The organism is Polaribacter sp. IC066 (genome assembly GCF_007997085.1).
Lineage (GTDB): Bacteria > Bacteroidota > Bacteroidia > Flavobacteriales > Flavobacteriaceae > Polaribacter.
Map to the genome: position 1 here is coordinate 1 of NZ_VORR01000039.1, position 21,723 is coordinate 21,723.

The following is a 21,723-nucleotide window of genomic DNA, read 5'->3' on the forward strand; positions in this document are numbered from 1 at the left end:
GAATAGCTTTTAGTTTATCGGCATGTTTTCTTTGTTTACAATTACGGTGTAATTGTTTAATTGTAATTTTCTCTTCTTGTGATAATTTTATAGTCATACATCTGAATATCAACAATATAAAGATACTGAATATTACTCAAAATAACAAAAATATAGTGCTTAAATAAATGAAAAACAGTAATTTAATATCAATAATTAGACCATGAAATTTTATGTTCCCGAAAACCTAAATGTATTGAGTATATTAGCGATTTCATTTTTTGATTTAAATCCCATCGGAATATACGCTCTATTTTCAGAAGAATGAAGAGGGATTAATATATAATCATTATCAGAATGTCTTATTTCTCCAAATAAGGTTGGAAAAGCAGCTAATTTTTGCGTGGCTGCACGTGAACTGTTTAATCGTAAATTTTTAACATTTTCGACTCTTTTTTGAACTTCTTTTAAAGTTCTTAAATCACTTGGTTTTATATCTTTTAACCATAAACACCATCGGTTTTTACCATTTAAAAATTCGTGGGCACTAATTAATGGTTTTATAAAATTAATTGCATTTGGTTCTAGATGTATAAATTCATCTTTTTCTTCATCCGTAAACAAAAAATTACCTCCATCATTAGGCATACTTCCAAAAGAAATTTTTGAAACATTACAGATAGGTTTTCTTCGTTTTAAAATAACTAAATCATTTGCTTCAACTAAATAAGGATTAATATTTTTTACTGCCCTTTCATAGGGCTCTTCCTTAATATCATCGTAAATAAAAAGACTTTTATTTTTTATATCAAAATTTGCAAAACCGATAATTACGCAATGCACGGCTGCTTTTCCTTTAGCCTCATTTGTCCAATTAAAGGTAGTATGTGCAAAATGTATTTTTACTTTATAATTGTTCAATAATTCATTCCATAAAATACCTGTTTGTTCTCCTTGAGTAATAGAGTTTGTGGAAACAAAACCTGTTTTTATATTTGTTTCTTTAATGTACTGCGCAGCCTTATAATACCAAGCAGCAACATAATCTAAAACACCAGCACCTTTAACTTTTCCAAAAACCAATTTCATATCCTCTTTTTGAGTAGTGTTTTGGTTTGATTTTCCTAAAAAAGGAGGATTTCCAATAATATAAGATAGTGCTGTTTTTGAAACAACATCTTCCCAGTTTATCCGCAGAGAATTACCGTGTACAATTTTAGCTGCTTTTTTAAGTGGCAAACGGGCAAAGTATTGGCCGAATTCTTCAGAAACTAGCATGTTCATTTGGTGGTCTATTAACCACATGGCAACTTCGGCAATTTTTGCAGCAAATTCGTCGTATTCAATTCCGTAAAACTGATCTACATCCAACCACAAAATTGAAGAAACATCTAATACTTGCTCCCCATGTTTAAACAATGCGCGTAAAACAGCAATTTCTAATAATCTTAATTCTCTGTAGGTAATAATTAAGAAATTGCCACTGCCACAGGCGGGGTCTAAAAATTTTAAGGTAGATAGTTTGTAATGAAACTCTTTTAGTTTTTTAGAATTGGATTTTACTTTTTCAAATTCTTCCCAAAGTTCGTCAAGAAAAAGAGGTTTTATCAGTTTAAAAATATTTTTTTCTGATGTGTAATGTGCTCCTAAATTTCTTCTTTCTATAGGATTCATGACACTTTGAAACAGCGATCCAAAAATTGCGGGTGATATTTTACCCCAATCTAAACCCGCTGCTTCTAATAAGATACTTCGCATTTTAGAATTGAATGCGGCAATAGGGAGCATTTCTTGAAATAGTTTGCCGTTTACATAGGGAAACTGATCTAAATGCTCGTCTAAATTGGTGTATCTTTTTTCTTTTGGTGTGTTTAGAACTTGAAAAAATTCTGCCATTGCCGATCCTAAATTGCTGCCATCTTCATTGGTTTTCTGGTATAAAAATTCTTTAAAGGTATCTTTTTCAAAAATACTGGTATCATCTGCAAAAAGGATGAAAAGCAAGCGCACTAAATATACTTCTAAATGATGCCCTTCATAACCAAACGCTTCGAGTTGGTCATGCAGTTTGCCCATAAGCTCTGCTGCTTTTATATTTACAGGGTCTTCTTCTTTAAAGGTTCTTTTTTGGTAGCCTGCAATAAAGCCAAAGAGTTTTACATTTTTATAGAGTTCAGAAACAGAAAATTCATGTTCTGTGCCTTCATCGAGGTCAAACAGTTTGATTTTGTCAAAATCTGAAACTAGAATATATTTCGGGAGTTCGTGTTCTTTTAAGCCTGGGAAATAATCGGTGGCTTGCTCATATGCTTTGTCTAAATTTTTCCCTTTAGATTTGTGTTCTACGAGTAGCGTTCCTTTCCAGAAAAGGTCTATAAAACCTTGATTGCCGCTTAACTTTTTTACGGGTTCTTCAAAAGTTGCAACGCGCCTTCTTGATATTCCGAATACATTAAAAAAGTCGTTCCAGAAACTATCTTTTTCGGCGCGTTCTTTTGTTTCGGCTGCCCATTCATTAGAAAATTTTAAGGCTCTGTCTTTTATCTCGTTCCAGCTTAATGCCATTTAGTTCTTTTTTTTAGGTTTTTTTTTGTTAAAGATAGCTGAATAAAGTGGATTTCGATTTTGTTGCCTTGGAATTTCCTGCGTAAATTAAGAGGTTTGTGAAAATGAAATAGTCTTGCTTTAAGTACTAATTTAGAGATCTTTTTACACTGTGTTGTGTTTTAGTTTTCTTTGATGATTTATAATATCAGTCCTTTAATTTTTCATAATATTCTTTTAATATTAAGGTGAGTTCTAAATATTTTTCTGAATTATCTTTTTCTGGATAGTAATATTTGTTTTTGTCAATTCCAATTGTAAAGTCGTTTGAAATTCCAATTGTGTATGCTTTAGATTCCAAAATTCTAATTTTTAAATCTAATTCATCCCTGACGTGGGTGTTTTTTTGATTTCTAAGTCTTTTACCATCTTTTATTAAACAAAAGAAAAAGTAGTTATTATCTAATTCAATATGAATTGCTAACTCACACTTTTCATATGATTTTAATAGGACTAATAAACCATCTCCTCTGTCTGATTTTTGAAGTTTATTTTCTTGAAATTGTCTACTTAATATTTCCTTGAGTTGCCTAACCTCTTTTTGTTTCAAACTCCAAACTAATTCATTGTATGAGTTACTAATTAATTGACTTTCTTCAAGGTAATTAGAAATTACTTTTTTAATGTCGTCATTCAATTTTACATTAGTTGTCTGGTTAGTCAATTTTTTTATTAGGTTGATATACTGTTTAATACACTCTCTTAATATAGGTAAGTCAACTGCCTCTTTTTTGCAAAGTTCAAGCCATTCAATAATATGTTTTTTATAAGATATTGAATATATTAAGTCGTTATTTACTGTTTGTGATTCGTGACCGTCTAAAGTTAAAAATAGAATATGAAAATTATAATTATTGTCTTTGACATAATTGTAATATCTTAACATTTGATTTTCTTGCTCACCTGCATATATTTTATTCTCTATACATATGAAATTTTTTGTTTCCGATATAGCAATATCAATTCTACCACCCTTATTTTTTGTGATTTGACCAATAGACTTTTCTACTTCTACTAAACTATTTTTGGTATTAATACGAATTAGATTTTCATCGTTAATAACAAATTTATTAATATATTTTATAAATGTTTTTAAAAATTTATCACCTTGTTCATGACTACCATTTGGATCTAATAATTCTGCTAAAAATTTAGAATGTGTTTTTACTTCTGCAGATTCCATACCTAATATTTGAAACACATTAAAGTTCTCGCCATTATTTTTTGTAACTAAATCATAAGACTTTTTTATATTTCTTATTTGATTCAGTAGGCTTTTTATTTGATTATTCATTTTATTTTGTTCCATTCTAAATGGTGGATTGATTATTTTTTATTGAACACAATCTTGTTATGTAAGTTTAATTGCGTGTTTTAAGGACTAAAGTTGGTAAATAGACCACAGGTAAAAATCTGCAAGGACTTTCATAAGTTGCCTAAAATCAGTACTTAATTTATTAGGTGTTGGCGCATGACTTATAGTAATTCTTGAATTTTTTCAATAATTAATGGCATTTTTAATTCAATTCCCTTTTCGACTGCTTTAGTGCTCATTTTTCCAATCCAATTGATTAACTCTTTACCAATGTTTGCTTTATCACTTTCCCTATTGATAATTTCTTTAATTTCAAGAATATTTTCCTTTGGAACGCCTAGTTCTTTTAATTCGGAAAATATTTGTTCTGTTTTTTGATTAATTACTATAGTAATTTTTTGATTTAAATTATCTCCAATACCTATTGTCGAATTTGCATTAGCTCCATAAATATGATTATTGATTATCGTTTTTGTAAGCTCATTATTTTCTGCACTATTGATATAATCATTTTCAAGATTTGGAAAAGCCGTTTTTAAATCTAAAAGTGTATCAATTAATTTATGTTTAGTTAAGTTTAGAATATGATTCAATTGACTAAATTGAACTCGCCTTCTTACAGCAGTTAAATCTGGTTGATTACAAATTTTTTGAAATATTTTTACAGTTTTGATTGGAAAGTCTTCATATCCATAAGCTCCTTCATTTTCAGTTTGTGTTAGACTTTTCTCAATTGTAGAAACACTTTGTAAAATTTTCATTTCATAAATATTATAATCTAATTCAAAATCTTCATTTAGACTAGAAGCATCCATTGGAACTTGTCTTTTCCCAATAAAAGGATTCTCTATTGTTCCAAAAAGATCACATTGAATTATCCTATATACAGGTAATTTATCTTTCTCGTTTGCATAGCCATTAATTTCTTTTGAAATCCAGTTTTTAAAGTCTGTATTTTGTAAATCGTAAGCAATTAATTTAGCTCTGCTTAAAGCTTGACTTAAACTTATTTTTTCATAAGATAAATCTGTGATTAATTCTTTTATCATTTTTCAATTTTTAGCTTTATGCCAAATCCTTATATTTGTATAAATATAAGGATTATCCAATTTCTCTAAAGATAACACAATATGTAACTCCTTTTTTATTGACAATAAATTAAAATTTAAAGATTCCTTTTAAATCTATTTTCTACTAATTTATACCTTTAAAATAAGTTTGGTTTCAACGAACATACATTGCTATTCTAAAAGGAATACCATCCTTTAAATTGTATTGTTGGTTCTAAATTTTAACATCACTAATCCTTTCCTTCTTATTATTAAACAAGGGTAAGACAAATAATTCAGTATTATTTACGGGATTCCATAGAAGTGTACATTTAATCGTATTATTTTTATTTTTTATCGAGGTTTGGCATTTATATTGGGTTTGGTTTGTATGCTACCTTTTATAGATAGCGATGGTTCTATTTGGCTATCATTGTAATTTGAGAAAAAGATGCTAATTTTTGAACAGGAATTTTGTTATTAGAACATCAATTTATTTTCTGAACTAACAGTTAACTCTCGTTTTTAATGAGTGAAAAACAAAACTTTTATGGTCTTCGTTACAAACAGGCACTAGTTGAGGGTTTAACCCTTAATGATTTAAGGGTCTTTTTTTTATCATACCTCCTTTTATATCTTTTATGCTGTTCATTACAATAAAGGCATTAGGCTCAATTTTTTCGATTTCTGTATTTAATTTGTTTAATTCTAAACGTGTAATGACCGTATAGATAATATCCATTTCTTTTGAAACACCATTTTTGGCATAACCACCTTGACCTTTATAAATCGTTACCCCACGGCCCAATTTATCGATAATCATTTCTCGTATACAGGTACTCTGGGAAGAAATGATGGTTACTCCGATATATTCTTCGATACCCTCAATTATAAAATCTAATGTTTTAGAGGCAGAAATATAGGTTATCATTGAATAGAGGGCAATTTCAATAGAAAGAAAATACGCTGCGAAAGAAAAAATAATAACATTAATCAAGATTATAATGTCGCCAATTGTTGTGGAAAATTTTCGGCTCAAAAAAATTGCAAGAATTTCAGTTCCGTCAATTACCGCGCCACCTCTAATCGAAAGGCCTATGCCGGCTCCAAGAAAAAAACCACCAAAAATTGCAACCAATAAATCATCATCTGTAACATTTGGAAAGGGAACGAGTGCAACACAAAGTGCAAGCCCAACAATTGCCAGCGCTGTCTTTATAGCAAAACGTTTTCCCATAATTTTATACCCAAGAAATATAAAGGGAAGGTTTACACCAATTATAAAAATGTAAAGAGGTATCTCTGTCGTTGCAGCTAAAAGTAAGGAAATTCCGGTAGCTCCGCCATCAATAAAATCGTTTGTTAAGAGAAACCCCTTAAAGCCAAAAGAAGCAGAAAAAATTCCTATGATAATAAGTATTAAATTCTTAAAATTACGCTTAAAAGAAATAATAGATTGCCGGTATTCTTTTGCAAGTCTATAATCGGATGGGTTTCCTTCTGGAAATTTTCTTTTATCCCTGTACTTAAGAGTTGTCCAGGTTATTATGTTTGTTAAAAATGGGTTCATTGTAGTTTTATGGTTTTTTTAGCTTGCAGGGAACATTTTTATGCAACGTTTATTACTGTGTTTAAACACTAAAGTTAGTGAATAAAACACAGATAGAAAGAGCACGAAGACTTTTATAAATTATCTAAAAATCAGCAATTAATTTTGCAGGGTGCTAGGCATAGTGCTCTTTTCAATTCTTAACTTTCTAATTTCCAAGCTTAACATTGGTCTGAATATGGTTTTTTGAAAATTCAAATTTACCTGTAAATCAATTCCTATACCTAAAGATTTAAATGAAATATACCCTCCTCCAGTTTTTAATGGAAAACCTACCGTTAAAACTTATTTTGTATACTACTTGTTTATAAGACAACTTGTGTCTGTTGTATCTAATTCTTCGGTTTTTAATGTTCCCGAAAACATTGCTCTTCCGCTTTGATATTGAAATCTAAAATTTTCTTTTTTAGCGGCAAAATATTTTCCAAATAAGACATTTCATTGATTATATTTTTCAGTTAGGGTATCTCCTATAAATTCACAATCTTATCCAAAATAAGAACCTACAGAAAATAGAGATGATTTAGAAGTTATAATTTTTGACTTCAGTTCGGTTTTTAACTTTTTAATATTTGCTAGAATTACGCACAAAAATTCATTCGGCATTTAAGTGCGTTTATTAAATTTCTTTTGGTTTGATCAGCTTGAAAATAAAAATCAAATTTAGTATAGAAAAAATAATAGTTAATATTGATGAAATTTTTGGATCGGAAAATTCGAAAAACTCAACTATTTGATTTAAACTTAAGCCTATCAAACCAATACTCGAAATAAGAGGAATTATAGATACTTTGTTATTTTTTTATACATTTTTTCTTTTTAAAATTCAGTATTCCACAAATTTGCTCATGCAGTAAAGCGAACTTCTTAACGATACGCAATCATTCGTTTTATTCTTTTACGATACGCGTTACAAACGAGCACTAGCGGAACTTTAAAATTTAGCGACCTCTAGGAAGTGCTTTTACCATAAGATTAAGAACCCACTGCCCTATTATTTTTATACGTTATTGGCAACTAGCTTTTACGGCTTTATATTGGCCATAAAAGGAATCGATTTTATATGCTATTATCGCTAATTTATCTATGTTAATTTCGCTTTATAATTATCCAATAATCTTTTTCGAGTACAATAATGTTACTAAATTTCAAAAAAATATGAAGATTTTTCATTATTATAATTTATAAATATCATAATAATTATTGAACGGGTCGTTACTTTTACAATTATTTTCTTGCTGCTTTAAACTCACTGTTATCATACCATTTCGGGAAATAATCTTCATTAAATAATTTTAAACCTATATTAAAGAATAGCTGTAGATCTAATCTAATTCCGCTTAATTGAAAGGTTTTAGCATCGTAATTATCTGAAACCTGGTAGTATTGAAATTTTTCATATTGCTCAATAAACGCTTTAACCGCTTCAATGCTATGATCAAATCCTTTATTAGCACCACTAGCGTACAAAGCAAAATTCTGATTTTAGCAAAATTAAAATGATCTTATCTGAAAAATCATCCTTTTTCTGGCACTGGATCTGGAATGATATATCTATTCTATTTTTGAGCTGCTGCCTTGGCGTATTCTTCTATTTCAGACTGACTGTACCCCGTAATGGTTACATCTTTCATTTTTCCTAGACTAAGAATTGCATCCATATTAATATTGCCAACCTTTTGGTATTCATTTAGTTGTGTTTTTTAACAATTAAAGCTAGTCAATAAATAGCAGATAATAAGTCTCTGAATATTTTTGTAGATACGTTAAAACAGTAATTAATTATACCTGGTGTTTTAACCCCCTATTTCTTTACTACTTCTTTTCTTTTTGCAAATGTATTTCTCCAATTTACATCTCCATATTTTTCGCCTTTGATTCCAAGTTCCAAACATTCAGTATATTCCATAAATTTCAATTCAGATGCCTATAGAATTGGTTTATATTTCGAATATATTTAGCCTTCTCGAACTCATTTCTAGTTCACTTCAAATATCCTTTACCCTTACTTAATCAATAATTTTCTTGTTGTATATGTATTGTTATTGTTAATTTTTAATAAAAACAAACCTCCAGATTGTACCTTAAAACTAATGGTTCTTGTAAAATAAGTATTTGAATTATTAAAAATCTGGCTATCGACGAGCCGTCCTGCCAAATCAAATAATTGAACGGAAACATCATTTTTCTGCTCGGTAGCAAAACTCAAAGTAATCGTTCCATCCGAAGGGTTCGGAAACAAATTAAAATTATCAAATACAGCATCTTCTACACTTACTCTTCTTACTACGATAGAATAATCTTCTACTTCACCATCAAAACCTCGTTCACAAGAAAATGGTAATAAAATATCATCTGGGTCTGTATACTTTGAAGAAACTCTTAACGTTGTAACGCCAAATTTTGCGTTTTCAGGAACTTTAATTGATAAAGGACTATTGCTTGTAGCAATATTTACACCATCAGATGCAGAACCTAAATCGTATTCTTCTGTTGCATCAAAAAGACAATCTTTATTCCAATCGATCCATGCTTTTGTTTGTACTCTATAATTACCATCGGTATTTACCGCTACAGACAACTCATAAGTTTCATCTAAAAGTACTGTTGTATCAATCGATTTAAAATCGCTATATCCTTGGTTAGCATCCTCTTTTTCTGAACCATTATTAATGGTATTAAATTGAACTAACGTTGTACTAGTTTCAAATTCTGTACTACCAAAACCTTCACAAACATCGCATGCTAGCGTTGTAAAACTAAAAGGATCGTTAAAATCTCCTATTTTACAACTATTTACAGGCTGAACTCTCCAGAAGTAGGTAGTTTCTTGATTTAAGTTTGGCGTTATCTGTACTTTATGATCAGTAACATTTTTAGAAAAAACTAGATAGTTAAAATTACTATTTAATGAAATTTGCACATTATAAGATGCTGCATTCGCATCAGCATCCCAACTTAAAAACCCCGATAATTCAAAGTTTTCAGAATTATCTTGCGGAGAAATTAACTTCGTTTTGTTCAAATTATTACCAACTACTTTAAGAGAAACTTCTACTTGTTGCTCTAAAGAAGGAGAACTCCCTAAAACTGTAAGCATATAATCTTGTGTTGTAACACCCTCTAAATTAGAAACTGTCATGCTTACAGCACCATCGTTGCTGATTGTTTGCGGATTAAAAACAACTTCTGTTCCGATAGGAAATCCTGATGCAGATAAAGTAACAGTATCTGCAAAGTCATTTACAAAATCGAAATTAAAGCTATAAGTAACCGTTTGATTTCCTAAATTACAAATTGCTTTACTCGTTGTTTCCGAGGTCATTAAAAATGCAGGAATAATAGAATCAATGATAAAATTAGTGGTGTTTACATTATAGAAAATATTGTCTGCTGCCTCTACCATAATTCTTGCAGTGGTTGTGGCGTTATTCGGAATTACAACTTCTTCTAAACCGTCATTAAGCGTATTTGTTTTTAAGAATATTGGAAATGTAAGTCCGCCATCTATGGATAGTTTTATATTTACCAAAGAACAATTTATGGGTGCTACATCTGTAGTACTTTTTTCCCAGATAATTGTTTGCGTGGAGCCAACATCCCAACTTACAGGTGTATTAGGAGCGCTTACGGTAAAAGCAGCGGCATCTGTAATAGCTACTTTCATATCATCTCTTGCAGAGCTGCCACCACCTGCATAGTTATCTCTAACCAAAAAAGAAAAATTAAGTTCTCTGGCAACATCAGGTAAAACTTCCCAAGTAGAAGCCGTATTACCCGCCACAATAGTCGCTAATTTTGGCATAAACCTATGCGGCAGTTCTTGAGAAGGCAAAGATCTAAACATGGGTCCTTGTGTGCTCGATGCTTGTGGAGGCATTGGTCCTTTTTCATTATCCTGTTGTTCCCAATTATACGTTAAACTCGCTAAACCATCGGCATCACTTGCCGTTCCTTGTAATTTAAAAGGTGTAGATTTCGGAATTGCATAATCTAAACCTGCATTTGCAATAGGCGCCGTGTTGTTGGTAACTGTTTCTTCAGCACACGTGCCTACAGCTTGTAAAAAATTCCACATTTCTGCAATACTTATTGCATGAAAATAAGCATCGCTATTTCCGTTCGGATTGCCAGATTGCACATTAGGAGCACAAATACCTGCGTATCCCATAATGGTGGAGCCACTTCCGGGTTCTACTGCTGCAGAATCTACTCGGTTACAATCGTTACTTTGCGTGTGGTTTGCGCCAAATTGATGCCCAAGTTCATGAATAACATAATCAATATCAAAAGGATCGCCCACCGGATTAGCGATTCCGGTAACACCTTTTGCTTTTAGGCCTGTTACACAAGCACTTCTAAAAACGGCAATACCATCGCCTCCCGTACTAAATATATGTCCGATATCATACTTATCATTTCCTATGGTAGCATCACAAATAGTCTGTACTTCATTTAACATTTGATTGGCATTACCATCTGTAATCTCATCTGTATCTGCATCTAAAAAAATGAGTTCTTCATTATTAGCAACAAGCTCTAACTTTACCGCCAAATCTTTTTCAAAGACTCCGTTAATTCTGGTAACTGATGTATTCATTGCAGATAAAACTGCTTCTTTTTTTACCAAATCTGTTGCTGTATCCAGAATATTTTGCTGTTCTGCTCCTAAATGAAATTGCGCATATTCTGCACTACAGACTAAAGCGAATCTAAACGTTCTTAAAACCCCATCATTTGCATTTTTAGAAAATTTAGTCAACGAAAACTCTTTATTTACTGTTTCTTCTACTAAACATTTAAAATTAGTATCTATTTTAGTAAGGCTACTTCTTTTGTACACCATATAGGTTTCATTGTCTTTTGTATAAGGATCTATATAAATCGTTTCTTGTGTTCCAGAAAAAATTACTGCATGAAAACCATCTGTACCCATACTAATTTTTGCTACCGCAGTTGGGTCGTCTACACCTTGTGCCGAATACGAACGTATATTTGGGAATTTTGCTTGCAAAATAGCATCAAAATTTGAAGTCTCTTTAATTGTAAACCTTGCTAAACTGCCGTCAAAATTTGGCAACTCAATACTATTATTTTGTTTTGTTGATATACCTTTAACCACCTTCTTAAAAATATCTTTATTCAAACGAACAATTTCATACTTTAGAGGAACGTTTTTCTTTTGATAAATTTCATGCTTTTGAACTGATAACTGTACTTTTTCTTGCTTCATCCAAAGTTGTTGAGCACTTACATTAGTAACATTTGCAAGGGTGATAAACAGAAAAAGTACAAGGGATAATTTAATTTTCATGAAAGTATATTTTGAATCTAAATTTGGTATCCAAATATAATGAAATATCTACCTTTGTAAAACAACTTATGAACAGAAACATACTATTAAAAGACTTATCTGTAAAAGATTATAAAGAAACTTGGGATTATCAGTCTACATTACTGCAAGAAATTGTGGATGTTAAGATTTCTAACCGAAGAAATGAGCAACAAGAAGAAACTAAAAACCACTTCTTGTTTGTAGAGCATCCGCATGTATATACGTTAGGTAAAAGTGGCGATTTGAGTAATTTACTACTCAATAAAAAACAGTTGGCAGAAAAAGAAGCTACTTTTTATAAAATAAACAGAGGTGGCGATATTACGTATCATGGTCCCGGACAAATTGTTGGTTACCCAATTTTAGATTTAGAGAACTTTTTTACAGACATACACAAATACTTGAGGTTATTAGAAGAGTCCATTATTTTAACCATTGCAGAATACGGTTTAAAAGGTGTTAGAAGTAAAGGAGAAACTGGTGTTTGGCTAGATGTTGGAACCCCGTTTGCACGTAAAATTTGTGCTTTAGGCATTCGTACTTCGCGATGGGTAACTATGCACGGCTTTGCCTTAAACGTAAATACTAATTTGGGTTATTTTGACCATATAATTCCGTGCGGAATTAAAGGAAAAGCAGTGGCTTCTATGGAGTCTGAATTAGGCCGAAAACTAAATACAGAAGAAATTAAACTTAAGATTTTAAAGCATTTTAAAACGTTGTTTGAGGTTGACGAATTTAGAAATCAATAACCCTTCTATTTGGTTCATATAAACCTGCAAGCTTGCCTACTGACATACGTTCAATAAGCAAGCTTGCAGGTTATACAACTTATTTTTCTTCGTTAAAATACACTTTGTAAAACTTCATCTTTTTCTCTTCATCATAGCCTCTTTCTAGATATTCTGAAGCTGCTTCTGGTGCATCTACATCTAATTTAATACTGATGTGCGTATCTAACTTAATTTCTGTTTTTAGCTTATTTTTTTCTTTTTTTAAGACCACTCCAGAAACATCAAAATTATTTCTAATTAAAACATCATTTAAGTTTTCAAAGTGTTTTTTATACTCATCAAACTTTTCTTTGTGTTCTTCTTCCTGAAAAACTTCATCTTTAAAAGTAGCATAATCTACAGCTTCGTTTTCTTTAAAATAATCTACTGTATTTGCTAAAAAATTACCTTGTTCGTGCATGCCTAATTCTGGCTTAATAACCTCTTCAGAAAATTCTTTACACATCTCTAAATAGCTTTGAGTGTGTGAATTATAATCATCTGCTAGCTTTACGCTCAAGAAATTTTTAACCCAATACTGTGCATCGTAATTGTTGTTATCTACAGATAGTACCACGGTACCTTCTGTATCTGAAGTGTTTAATATTAAACAACCTTTGTCTATTTTTCTGGTTGATATTCCTTTTTGAACCACCACATCAAAATTCTCATTGTCATCTAAATAGGTCTGAAAAAAATCAACTTTATTTTCGATTTTAAAAATACCAATCGCTTCTGTTAACACATCTTTATACTCGATACCCTCAATAAAAACGACAAGTACATCTCCTGTTTTTATTTGAGCAGAGTTCGATTGTTCAAACAAATGATTTACAATACTTTTAGAGTATTCTACAAATGAACTTTCTTCTTTAAATACTTCTGAAGCGAAGTTATTTAGTTCATTTAAACGCACATCTGCATGATTGGAAAAACGATAACTTTGGGTTAAGCCTCCAAAGGGTTTTAATAAAAAATTCTTCATCAAGTCGTAACTTTCTTGATCAAAACGAATTAAATCTTCAGAGAACACATTCTGTCCGCTATTAAATTTATTGGCTACTTTATGAAGGATGCATTTGGTGATTTCTGCACGTGTTTTTTTTATCATCATTTGAAATTTTGGATGGTAAAAATAAAGAAAGTTTGTGGATGATTTTTATCTAAATGATAATTGTATAAAATTATTTTCGACATGAATTTCACAGATATTTACTAATAAAATACTCTAATTAGGGAAATAATTATTTAAAATTACCATAGCTATCGAGTAGTTTTAGTCCTGATTAAAATGGCATTCTTTTTTTTGCTGAACTAGATATAATATACCTAATAAACAATCAAATAAGTTCTAAAACAGACAGATGCTGCAATAAATTCAGCATAAAAAGACCTGCCTACTGGGCAGGCGGGTATAATGGAAAGCAGGAAATAGCTTCAAAAAAAACTACACTTTTAACTTTAATTGTTCTGGCAGTAATCTAAATGTTTTTCTGTGATGCTTGTTTGCGCCAAACTCACGAATTGCATTTCGATGTTCTTTAGTTGGGTAGCCTTTATTTTTTTGCCAATTATACATCGGGTATTCTAGATGAATCTTTGCCATATAATCGTCTCTATAGGTCTTTGCCAACACAGAAGCTGCGGCAATGCTCAAATATTTTGCGTCTCCTTTTACGATGGTTTCATACGGAATTTCTTTAAAATCCTTAAATTTATTACCATCAACAATTATAAATTCGGGTATAATTTTTAGTTGCTCAATTGCTCTATGCATGCCCGTTATAGAAGCCTGCAAAACATTTATTTGATCAACTTCTTGCTGCCAAACAAAAGAAACTGCAAAGGCCAGCGCATTTTCTTCGATAATGGGTCTTAAGGCTTCTCTCTTTTTTTCTGATAATTGTTTGGAATCATTTAAAAAAGGATGCGAAAAATCTTTTGGTAAAATTACAGCTGCCGCAACAACAGGGCCTGACAAACAACCTCTTCCTGCTTCATCGGTTCCTGCTTCTAAAGAAAATCCGCTAAAATTTGATTTTAACATTTTACAAATTAACAGATTTCATTATAATTATTAACGATTCTTTACGTTTTATTATTTTACATTTGCCTTTGTTGAAATTTGGAATGAAAAAAAGAATTGTTTTAACCTTTTTGTTATTTGGCCTTGCACTGACTAGTATGTATAGCCAGACAAAATTAGGTGCTGGCGCTAAAAGAGAAAATACATTTGTAGGCGCAGATGGTAAAATAGACACTTTAAATAATACAGGTTCTAAAAGGGTACTTTTATCAGGAAATACACTCTATACCGATTATAAAATATTTTCTCATAACAGAGATACTACTTACATAGACACCACATTAACCTTACAAAAAGAATACACGTTTAATTATTTAAGAACCGATAATTTTGAGCTACTTGCTTTTCATAATCAAGGACAAACTTTTAATAATTTAGGCTATAGTTTTAGCAATTTAAATAAATTACCAGATATTGGCTTTACAGCAAAACAGGTAAGTTATTTTGATATTGAAGATATTAACTATTACGAAGTTCCTACACCCACAACAGAGATTTTATACAGAACAGGCTTACAACAAGGGCAAGTTTTAGATGCACTTTTTACCTTAAATTTTTCTGAACGCTTAAATGTTTCTCTTTCTTATAAGGGTTTGCGCTCTTTAGGTGCGTACCGAAGAGCTTTGGTTAGTAATGGTAATTTTAGAGGTACTTTTCAGTACCGAACCAAAGACAACAGATATGAAGTGAGAGGTCATTTGGCTTCACAAGATTTCTTTCATCAAGAAAACGGAGGCTTAACAGAATCAGCTCTAGCCAATTTTATTAACGAAGACCCTAACTTTGATGACCGTGCCAGACTAGATGTAAATTTAAATGATGCCGAAAGTCAGTTTGATAGCAATCGTTTTTATGTAGAACACAGTTATAAACTGTTAGCAAATAAAGATACGATTAATGATAAAGATTTTAGCAATTTAAAAATTGGTCATGTATTTACCAATGAAATTAAAAATTATCGTTTTGATCAAACTACATCAACAACCGCTATTTTTGGTTCGGCAAGTGCAACAGATGCCTCAAATAACAAGGCAGAAAGCATTATTACCAATAACGAAGTAAATGTAGAATTCAACTCTAAATATGTTCTAGGAAAAATTAGAGCAAAGGCAAATTTAGCAAGTTACTCGTATGGGTATGACACTATTTTAAACAGCAATAGCGTTATCAACAAATTAAAATTAGAAGGAAATGCAATTTCTTTTGGTGCTGATTGGAATGCCAAAATTAAAAATTTTCAATTAAATGCAGATGCTTCCGTAACTCCGGGCGCTGGCAGATTAGCCGGCAACCATTTAAAGGGAGAGGCGTATTACGAAAAAGATAGCGTTTTTGCTTTAAAAGCGAGTTTGTTAATCAGTTCTAAATCGCCAAATTTTAACACCTTACTGCATCAGAGTAGGTATGATGCTTACAATTGGCAAAATGATACTTTTAGCAACGTAAATACAAGAGATTTAGGCTTTTCTTTTACTTCTAAATGGGTCAATGCTGGTTTAAATTTAACCAATATTGATAATTACACCTATTTTGACGAGAATAACACCCCGCAACAATCTGATAATCAAATTATATATCTAAAAGTAAAAGCAAACAGAGAATTTAAATTAGGGAAATTTGCATTAGACAACACGGCTATGTATCAAAATGTAAGCAGCGGAAGTTCGGTTTTTAGAGTTCCTGAATTTGTGACAAGAAATACTTTTTATTATACAGATGAATGGTTTAAAGGCAAACCTATGTTGGTAAATATTGGAATTACGTTTAAATATTTTACAAAATATAATGCCAATGCGTACAACCCGTTATTAGCAGAATTCACTTTGCAAAATACTGAAGAAATAGGTTTTCCTACGTTTGATGTTTTCTTTAATGCGAGAGTAAGAAGAACTCGTTTGTTTATTAAGATTGATAATGTTGCCACTAGCATTTCTAAAAAGGATTACTTTTCTGCACCAAATTACCCTTATCGAGATTTTACGATTCGTTTTGGTTTGGTTTGGAATTGGTTTATTTAGGCCCATAGCCCATCCTAAATCCTTCTCGAAGGGAAATACTTTTAGCTAGTTTGAGGTCAACTATTTGTGAGTTTGAGTCTGAACTTATTAAATAAAACGCGAAAATAAATATGGTACATCAACTAAAAAATAACTGGAAAATTTTCTTAATCGCAAGTTTAACTTTAGGATTAGCACCTTTTAATCCGCCTCATATTTGGGGTAAAATTCAATGGATTCTTGGCGGTAATGCTTTTTCTTTAGAAAACGGAATGCAGTCAGTAGATTGGTTTGATGTATTGCTTCATGGTTTACCGTGGATTTTATTACTGATTTCTATGTTGTTAAATCTTTTTGCAGCACTGGTAAAATCCGATCGAAAATAACACTCTTTTTTTTGGTAATTATTGTGAATCCTTTAGATTGATAAAAAGGAACTGCATTGAGGTCTGCTACTAAATGTATTTGATTACAATGTAACGCGATTGCTTTTGAGAAAGCATGGGTTATCAGCTGATGACCGATTCCTTTGCCCATAAAATTAGGCAATACAAATAAGAACTCTAATTCAATTGATGCCTCTTTTGGCTGATTTAAAATATAGAATCCAACAGGTTGATTACTAGAAGTAAACTTGTAAACAATCATCTCTTGAATCATTTTTTCAGAAACGGTTAACTCTTCTGTCCAATTTTTAAGTTGTTCATCAGAATACCCCCAAATAGCTTTCGATTTTAATGTAATTTGAGTGAGCATTTTTGCATCAGAAGTATTTGCCAAAAGAATCATATTTTCAGAATATGTGATACCAATTTAACTTTATAAAGTTGTAAAAAAAATTAAAACTCAAAATGTCTTTCTGATCTTAACAAAGAATACTAATATGCTATTCAAAAATTTTCAATAAGCTCAAACGGACAAACGTTAGGACAATTGTTATTAGAAAAAAATATTGAAATCGAAATTATACTTTCTAAAAAACGTTTAAGAATTAAATTGGTATGGTTTGAATAAAAGTTCTCTTAGAAATAATTTTTATCGAGAAGTTATTTCTTAACTAACTGTTTAATCCTAATATTCAAAGCTGCAAATAATAAGGTCATAAACGGACTTAACCAATTAAAAATAGCGTAAAAAGCATAATCAAAAACAGGGACTCCTAAAACCCCAGAATGATATGCTCCACAGGTATTCCAAGGAATTAACACAGACGTTACGGTACCAGAATCCTCTAAAGTTCTACTTAAATTTTCTGGCGCTAAACCTTTATCTTTGTATGCTTTTGCATACATTTTTCCTGGTACCACGATTGCTAAATATTGGTCTGATGCTGTAAAGTTTAAACCAATACAAGTAAAAACAGTACTTGCAAACAGCCCAAAAATAGAATCAAAAAGACTTAACATAAACGTACTTATTCTTGCCAAAGCACCAATTGCATCCATAATACCACCAAAAACCATGGCACATAAAATGAGCCAAATTGTTCCTAACATTTTAGACATTCCGCCAGCTGTAAATAAATCTGCTAACGCTTCATTTTCGGTTGCTACAGAAGTTTCTACCGTTATGGCTTGCATTACTCCTTTATAAGCTGTTCTAAAATTTAATTCTTTTACACCAGCAACTTGAGCAACTACTTCGGGTTGAAAAATAAGCGCAAAAACAGCACCTAATATCGTACCTGCCAATAAAGCAATTAATGGTGGGGTTTTCTTTACAATTAATGCAATAACAATTACGGGCACTAAAAATAACCAAGGCGAAATATGAAAAGCTTTATTAATATCGACTAATAAAACATTTACATCTGCAACACCATCTGTCTCTAAAGTTAACCCGATAATAACAAATATAATTAATGTAATAATTACGGTGGGCACTGTTGTTAGTGCCATATATTTTATATGTGTAAATAAATCTGTCCCTGCCATGGCCGGCGCTAGATTTGTAGTATCTGACATTGGTGACATTTTATCGCCAAAATAAGCACCCGACAAAACAGCGCCTGCGGTCATGCCTAATGAAATACCAAGCGCCTCTCCTATGCCCACCAAAGCAATGCCAACAGTTGCAGAGGTAGTCCAAGAACTACCTGTTGCAATAGAAATTACAGCACAAATAATAAGACAAGCCGCTAAAAATATGGTTGGGTTTAAAACTTGTAATCCGTAATAAATCATTGCTGGTATTACCCCACTTATTAACCAAGTTCCTGCCAAAGCCCCCACCATTAATAAAATTAAAATTGCACCTACCGTAGCTTTTACATTTTCGGCAACTTCTGCAATCATCATTTTATAAGAAACCTTGTTTCTAAAACCAACAAATGCTGCAACAGCAGCACCTAATAACAATACAAATTGATTACTACCACTTAAAGCATCATCACCAAAAACATATACATTATACGCCAACATTGCCACTAAAGCAATTACAGGAAACAAAGCTTCCCAAATATTTAGTTCTTTATTGTCTATAATTTTCTGATCTTCAATTTTAATTTCTGTTAAGTTTTTGTCTTCTTGCATTCTTTAATTGTTTGTTGTGTAATGTTACGATTTTACAGAATGCTATGCAAATCAAATTGGTTGACTTATTTTTGTATTTATAAATTCATTAACTCAAATTTTGGAGGGTACTGCTTGTGGCGAACTTGTAAAAATAGAGAATAAAGCGTTGTTATTTAGCGCTATTGATGAAACAATAACAGATTTAGATGTTTTATCGAAAAATTACTTTACAACAACGAAATACAAGCAATGCCTTTTCATAGAGGTTTTATGCGCGCTATTTTGTTTGCAATTTTATGTTGTTTTGTTTTTGGCTGATTCACACACAAACTTTACAATACTGATAAAAGAAAAAACACTACCACACAGAAAAATTAAAGTTGCTTATTTTTCTCTGTTATTTTTACCCTCCCTCTTTTAGATTATTTTACACCGTAAGAAACACAATTGTTTGCACCTTTTCTGTTTATAGAGTTGCCTTTCACACTATTTCTGTGGTAGATCCTTTATCTACCATTTCTTTTATGGTCTGTATGATTATTTTAATGTTTTTTAATCGAAAAAACACCAAAAGGATTTCGTGATTAATGCCCGGAATTTATATGAGAACTGGCTAGGTCGTTTTACAATTATTCATAAGTTTTATATCAATTCAGTTTTTAAAGAATCTTTTAAAAAACCAGAATTACCGATAGCCGATTTTCGGCACAACCTACTATTTTTAAAAACATTCTCTGGTATGGCGTTGCAGAAACTGAAAACCACTATTATCTTACTTTTTATGCTCTGCTAGATACAAGTGCTACAGCAGATTAAATAAGTACCATTGATAAGAGTCATCATCTGATTGATGTGAATGATAAGAATCTAAAAACCCTAGCTTGGTTTAATAATGACTATTACAATATTATACAAAAAGAAAAAGCAGGTACTTATAGGTATGTAGCTTTAAGATACCCAATGCTAAATTATAAAGATGCCAATACTTTTGTTTTTAAATTTATGTTCTTCAAGAAAAATAAAGAATGGGATCTTGCACCGCTCGACGGGAATTCGCCAACTAAAAAAGATTTGTGAAATTTATTGAGCGTTTAAAGGGAGTTTAAATCTTTCCTTGAATTCAAAAAACCCCATAAATTATAGCGAGCATGTAATTTATGGGGCTCAATTAATTTTTGATGTTTATGAAATAAATCTTACAATACCAATTCGTTTTCTAAAACTCCAACTTCAATCATACAGGTTTTCATCATTCTGTACGTACGTTCAATATCGTTATCTAAACCAATAGAGAAACGAATTAATCCGTCTGTTAACCCCATTTCTTTTTGTTCGTCTTCTGATATCTCTGAAGATGTAGATGTACCCGGAGCAGAAAATAAGGTTTTGTAAAAGCCTAAACTCACCGCTAAATAACCAATATTTTTCTGTTGCATTAATTCCATTAAAGCGTTTGCTTTTTCTAAAGAGCCCGCATCGATAGTTAACATACCTCCAAAACCATATTCAGCATTCATCATACTTTTAAAAAGTTCGTGCGAAGGATGAGATTCTAATCCTGGATAAACCGTTATTAACCCGTCAGCATGAAATTTACCTGCTAAAAAAGCAGCATTTTTGCTGTGTTGTTTCATTCTGATGTGCAAAGTTCTCATATTTTTTAAGATAGAAGATGCTCTCAAACTATCCATTGTAGAACCTAACAACATACTTGCGCCATCGTTTACACTTCGTAAATCATTGATGAATTCTTGTGATCCACAAACCACGCCTCCAACAGCATCCGAAGAACCATTGATAAATTTTGTTAAACTATGGCATACAATATCTGCGCCTAATTTTGCGGGCGTAATTGACAACGGAGAAAAGGTATTATCAACCACTAATTTTAAATTGTGTTTTTTAGCTATCGCTGATAAACCAATAATGTCTGCAACTTCTAATAGCGGATTACTAACAGATTCGCAATATAAGATCTTGGTATTTTTAGTGATTGCTGCTTCTACAATAGCTAGTTTTGTAATGTCTACAAAACTTGTTTGTATTCCTAATCTCGGAATAAAGTTCTTTAAAAAAGCATAGGTTCCGCCGTAAATAGTTCTACTAGAAACAATATGATCACCAGCATCACATAATTGTAATAGAACTGGTGTAATTGAACCCATTCCCGAAGCCGCAACATTAGCGGTTTCGGTACCTTCCATGGCTGCTAAAGCATCCCCTAAATTCAGGTTACTTGGTGTTGTATGGCGTGAATATAAATGACAACCATCTGTATTTCCTTCAAAAGTATCAACCATTGTTTTTGCTGATAAAAAGGTATAGGTAGATGAATCTGAAATAGACGGATTTACACCGCCAAATTCGCCAAAGTATTGTAAATCTTGAATAGTATCTGCTGGATTGAATTTCATAATAAGTACTTTATATTTATTCAAATTGACAACTATTTAGAACAATAAA

At 31.5% G+C, this 21,723-nt stretch carries 15 protein-coding genes and 1 pseudogene; 5 read left to right on the top strand and 11 right to left on the bottom strand.

The window, feature by feature from the left end; genetic code table 11:
- Window positions 1-243: 243 nt before the first annotated feature.
- The 6 genes and pseudogenes from ES044_RS12930 to ES044_RS12955 form a co-directional block, all read right to left on the bottom strand.
- Window positions 244-2,544 (bottom strand): annotated as a pseudogene (locus ES044_RS12930) (class I SAM-dependent DNA methyltransferase); the annotation flags it as partial.
- 187 nt (window positions 2,545-2,731) lie between these two features.
- Window positions 2,732-3,892: a PD-(D/E)XK nuclease family protein gene (locus tag ES044_RS12935; protein WP_147119859.1), complete on the bottom strand. Its 1,161-nt coding sequence runs from the start codon at window positions 3,890-3,892 to the stop codon at window positions 2,732-2,734.
- 167 nt (window positions 3,893-4,059) lie between these two features.
- Window positions 4,060-4,947, bottom strand: coding sequence for a hypothetical protein (locus tag ES044_RS12940; protein ID WP_147119860.1), 888 nt, complete (start codon window positions 4,945-4,947; stop codon window positions 4,060-4,062).
- A gap of 592 nt (window positions 4,948-5,539) precedes the next feature.
- Entirely contained in the window at window positions 5,540-6,517 is a 978-nt protein-coding gene (locus ES044_RS12945; RefSeq protein WP_147119861.1) for a YitT family protein, read from the bottom strand.
- A gap of 1,266 nt (window positions 6,518-7,783) precedes the next feature.
- Entirely contained in the window at window positions 7,784-8,026 is a 243-nt protein-coding gene (locus tag ES044_RS12950) for a hypothetical protein (protein ID WP_147187238.1), read from the bottom strand.
- A gap of 535 nt (window positions 8,027-8,561) precedes the next feature.
- Window positions 8,562-11,870, bottom strand: a complete 3,309-nt coding sequence (locus ES044_RS12955) for a reprolysin-like metallopeptidase (protein ID WP_223269208.1) — start codon at window positions 11,868-11,870, stop codon at window positions 8,562-8,564.
- A 68-nt stretch (window positions 11,871-11,938) separates the two neighbouring features.
- Here ES044_RS12955 and lipB point away from each other — a divergent pair, with 68 nt between their 5' ends.
- The gene (gene lipB / locus ES044_RS12960; protein ID WP_147119863.1) at window positions 11,939-12,643 is read left to right on the top strand and encodes a lipoyl(octanoyl) transferase LipB; all 705 of its coding nucleotides are present in this window, start codon (window positions 11,939-11,941) and stop codon (window positions 12,641-12,643) included.
- A 79-nt stretch (window positions 12,644-12,722) separates the two neighbouring features.
- Here lipB and ES044_RS12965 read toward each other — a convergent pair whose 3' ends face one another.
- The gene (locus tag ES044_RS12965) at window positions 12,723-13,775 is read right to left on the bottom strand and encodes a nucleoid-associated protein (protein WP_147119864.1); all 1,053 of its coding nucleotides are present in this window, start codon (window positions 13,773-13,775) and stop codon (window positions 12,723-12,725) included.
- A gap of 336 nt (window positions 13,776-14,111) precedes the next feature.
- Window positions 14,112-14,711, bottom strand: a complete 600-nt coding sequence (locus tag ES044_RS12970) for a ribonuclease HII (protein ID WP_147119865.1) — start codon at window positions 14,709-14,711, stop codon at window positions 14,112-14,114.
- An 83-nt stretch (window positions 14,712-14,794) separates the two neighbouring features.
- Here ES044_RS12970 and ES044_RS12975 point away from each other — a divergent pair, with 83 nt between their 5' ends.
- Both ES044_RS12975 and ES044_RS12980 read left to right on the top strand, forming a co-directional pair.
- Window positions 14,795-16,768: a putative porin gene (locus ES044_RS12975; protein ID WP_147119866.1), complete on the top strand. Its 1,974-nt coding sequence runs from the start codon at window positions 14,795-14,797 to the stop codon at window positions 16,766-16,768.
- 110 nt (window positions 16,769-16,878) lie between these two features.
- On the top strand, window positions 16,879-17,133 hold the full coding sequence (locus ES044_RS12980; protein WP_147119867.1) for a hypothetical protein: 255 nt from the start codon (window positions 16,879-16,881) through the stop codon (window positions 17,131-17,133).
- On the opposite strand, the gene ES044_RS12985 is transcribed toward ES044_RS12980, so the two are convergent.
- The gene (locus ES044_RS12985) at window positions 17,084-17,536 is read right to left on the bottom strand and encodes a GNAT family N-acetyltransferase (protein ID WP_147119868.1); all 453 of its coding nucleotides are present in this window, start codon (window positions 17,534-17,536) and stop codon (window positions 17,084-17,086) included. The two genes, ES044_RS12980 and ES044_RS12985, sit on opposite strands and share 50 nt — an antisense overlap.
- A gap of 257 nt (window positions 17,537-17,793) precedes the next feature.
- Window positions 17,794-19,278, bottom strand: coding sequence for a Na+/H+ antiporter NhaC (nhaC, locus tag ES044_RS12990; protein WP_147119869.1), 1,485 nt, complete (start codon window positions 19,276-19,278; stop codon window positions 17,794-17,796).
- A gap of 100 nt (window positions 19,279-19,378) precedes the next feature.
- Here nhaC and ES044_RS12995 point away from each other — a divergent pair, with 100 nt between their 5' ends.
- Together ES044_RS12995 and ES044_RS13000 are read left to right on the top strand one after the other, a co-directional pair.
- Window positions 19,379-19,681: a hypothetical protein gene (locus tag ES044_RS12995; RefSeq protein ID WP_147187240.1), complete on the top strand. Its 303-nt coding sequence runs from the start codon at window positions 19,379-19,381 to the stop codon at window positions 19,679-19,681.
- Window positions 19,682-20,112: 431 nt separating this feature from the next.
- A complete protein-coding gene (locus ES044_RS13000) occupies window positions 20,113-20,337 on the top strand; it encodes a hypothetical protein (protein ID WP_147119870.1) in 225 nt (74 codons plus the stop codon).
- A gap of 119 nt (window positions 20,338-20,456) precedes the next feature.
- Here ES044_RS13000 and ES044_RS13005 read toward each other — a convergent pair whose 3' ends face one another.
- The gene (locus tag ES044_RS13005) at window positions 20,457-21,674 is read right to left on the bottom strand and encodes an aminotransferase class I/II-fold pyridoxal phosphate-dependent enzyme (protein ID WP_147187242.1); all 1,218 of its coding nucleotides are present in this window, start codon (window positions 21,672-21,674) and stop codon (window positions 20,457-20,459) included.
- Between the last annotated feature and the right edge of the window lie 49 nt (window positions 21,675-21,723).

Bases quoted from the DNA above. Each gene is read 5' to 3' on its own strand.
- ES044_RS12935 (WP_147119859.1), bottom strand. From the start codon at position 3,892: ATGGAACAAAATAAAATGAATAATCAAATAAAAAGCCTACTGAATCAA.
- ES044_RS12940 (WP_147119860.1), bottom strand. From the start codon at position 4,947: ATGATAAAAGAATTAATCACAGATTTATCTTATGAAAAAATAAGTTTA.
- ES044_RS12945 (WP_147119861.1), bottom strand. From the start codon at position 6,517: ATGAACCCATTTTTAACAAACATAATAACCTGGACAACTCTTAAGTAC.
- ES044_RS12955 (WP_223269208.1), bottom strand. From the start codon at position 11,870: ATGAAAATTAAATTATCCCTTGTACTTTTTCTGTTTATCACCCTTGCA.
- lipB (WP_147119863.1), top strand. From the start codon at position 11,939: ATGAACAGAAACATACTATTAAAAGACTTATCTGTAAAAGATTATAAA.
- ES044_RS12965 (WP_147119864.1), bottom strand. From the start codon at position 13,775: ATGATAAAAAAAACACGTGCAGAAATCACCAAATGCATCCTTCATAAA.
- ES044_RS12970 (WP_147119865.1), bottom strand. From the start codon at position 14,711: ATGTTAAAATCAAATTTTAGCGGATTTTCTTTAGAAGCAGGAACCGAT.
- ES044_RS12975 (WP_147119866.1), top strand. From the start codon at position 14,795: ATGAAAAAAAGAATTGTTTTAACCTTTTTGTTATTTGGCCTTGCACTG.
- ES044_RS12980 (WP_147119867.1), top strand. From the start codon at position 16,879: ATGGTACATCAACTAAAAAATAACTGGAAAATTTTCTTAATCGCAAGT.
- ES044_RS12985 (WP_147119868.1), bottom strand. From the start codon at position 17,536: ATGATTCTTTTGGCAAATACTTCTGATGCAAAAATGCTCACTCAAATT.
- nhaC (WP_147119869.1), bottom strand. From the start codon at position 19,278: ATGCAAGAAGACAAAAACTTAACAGAAATTAAAATTGAAGATCAGAAA.
- ES044_RS13005 (WP_147187242.1), bottom strand. From the start codon at position 21,674: ATGAAATTCAATCCAGCAGATACTATTCAAGATTTACAATACTTTGGC.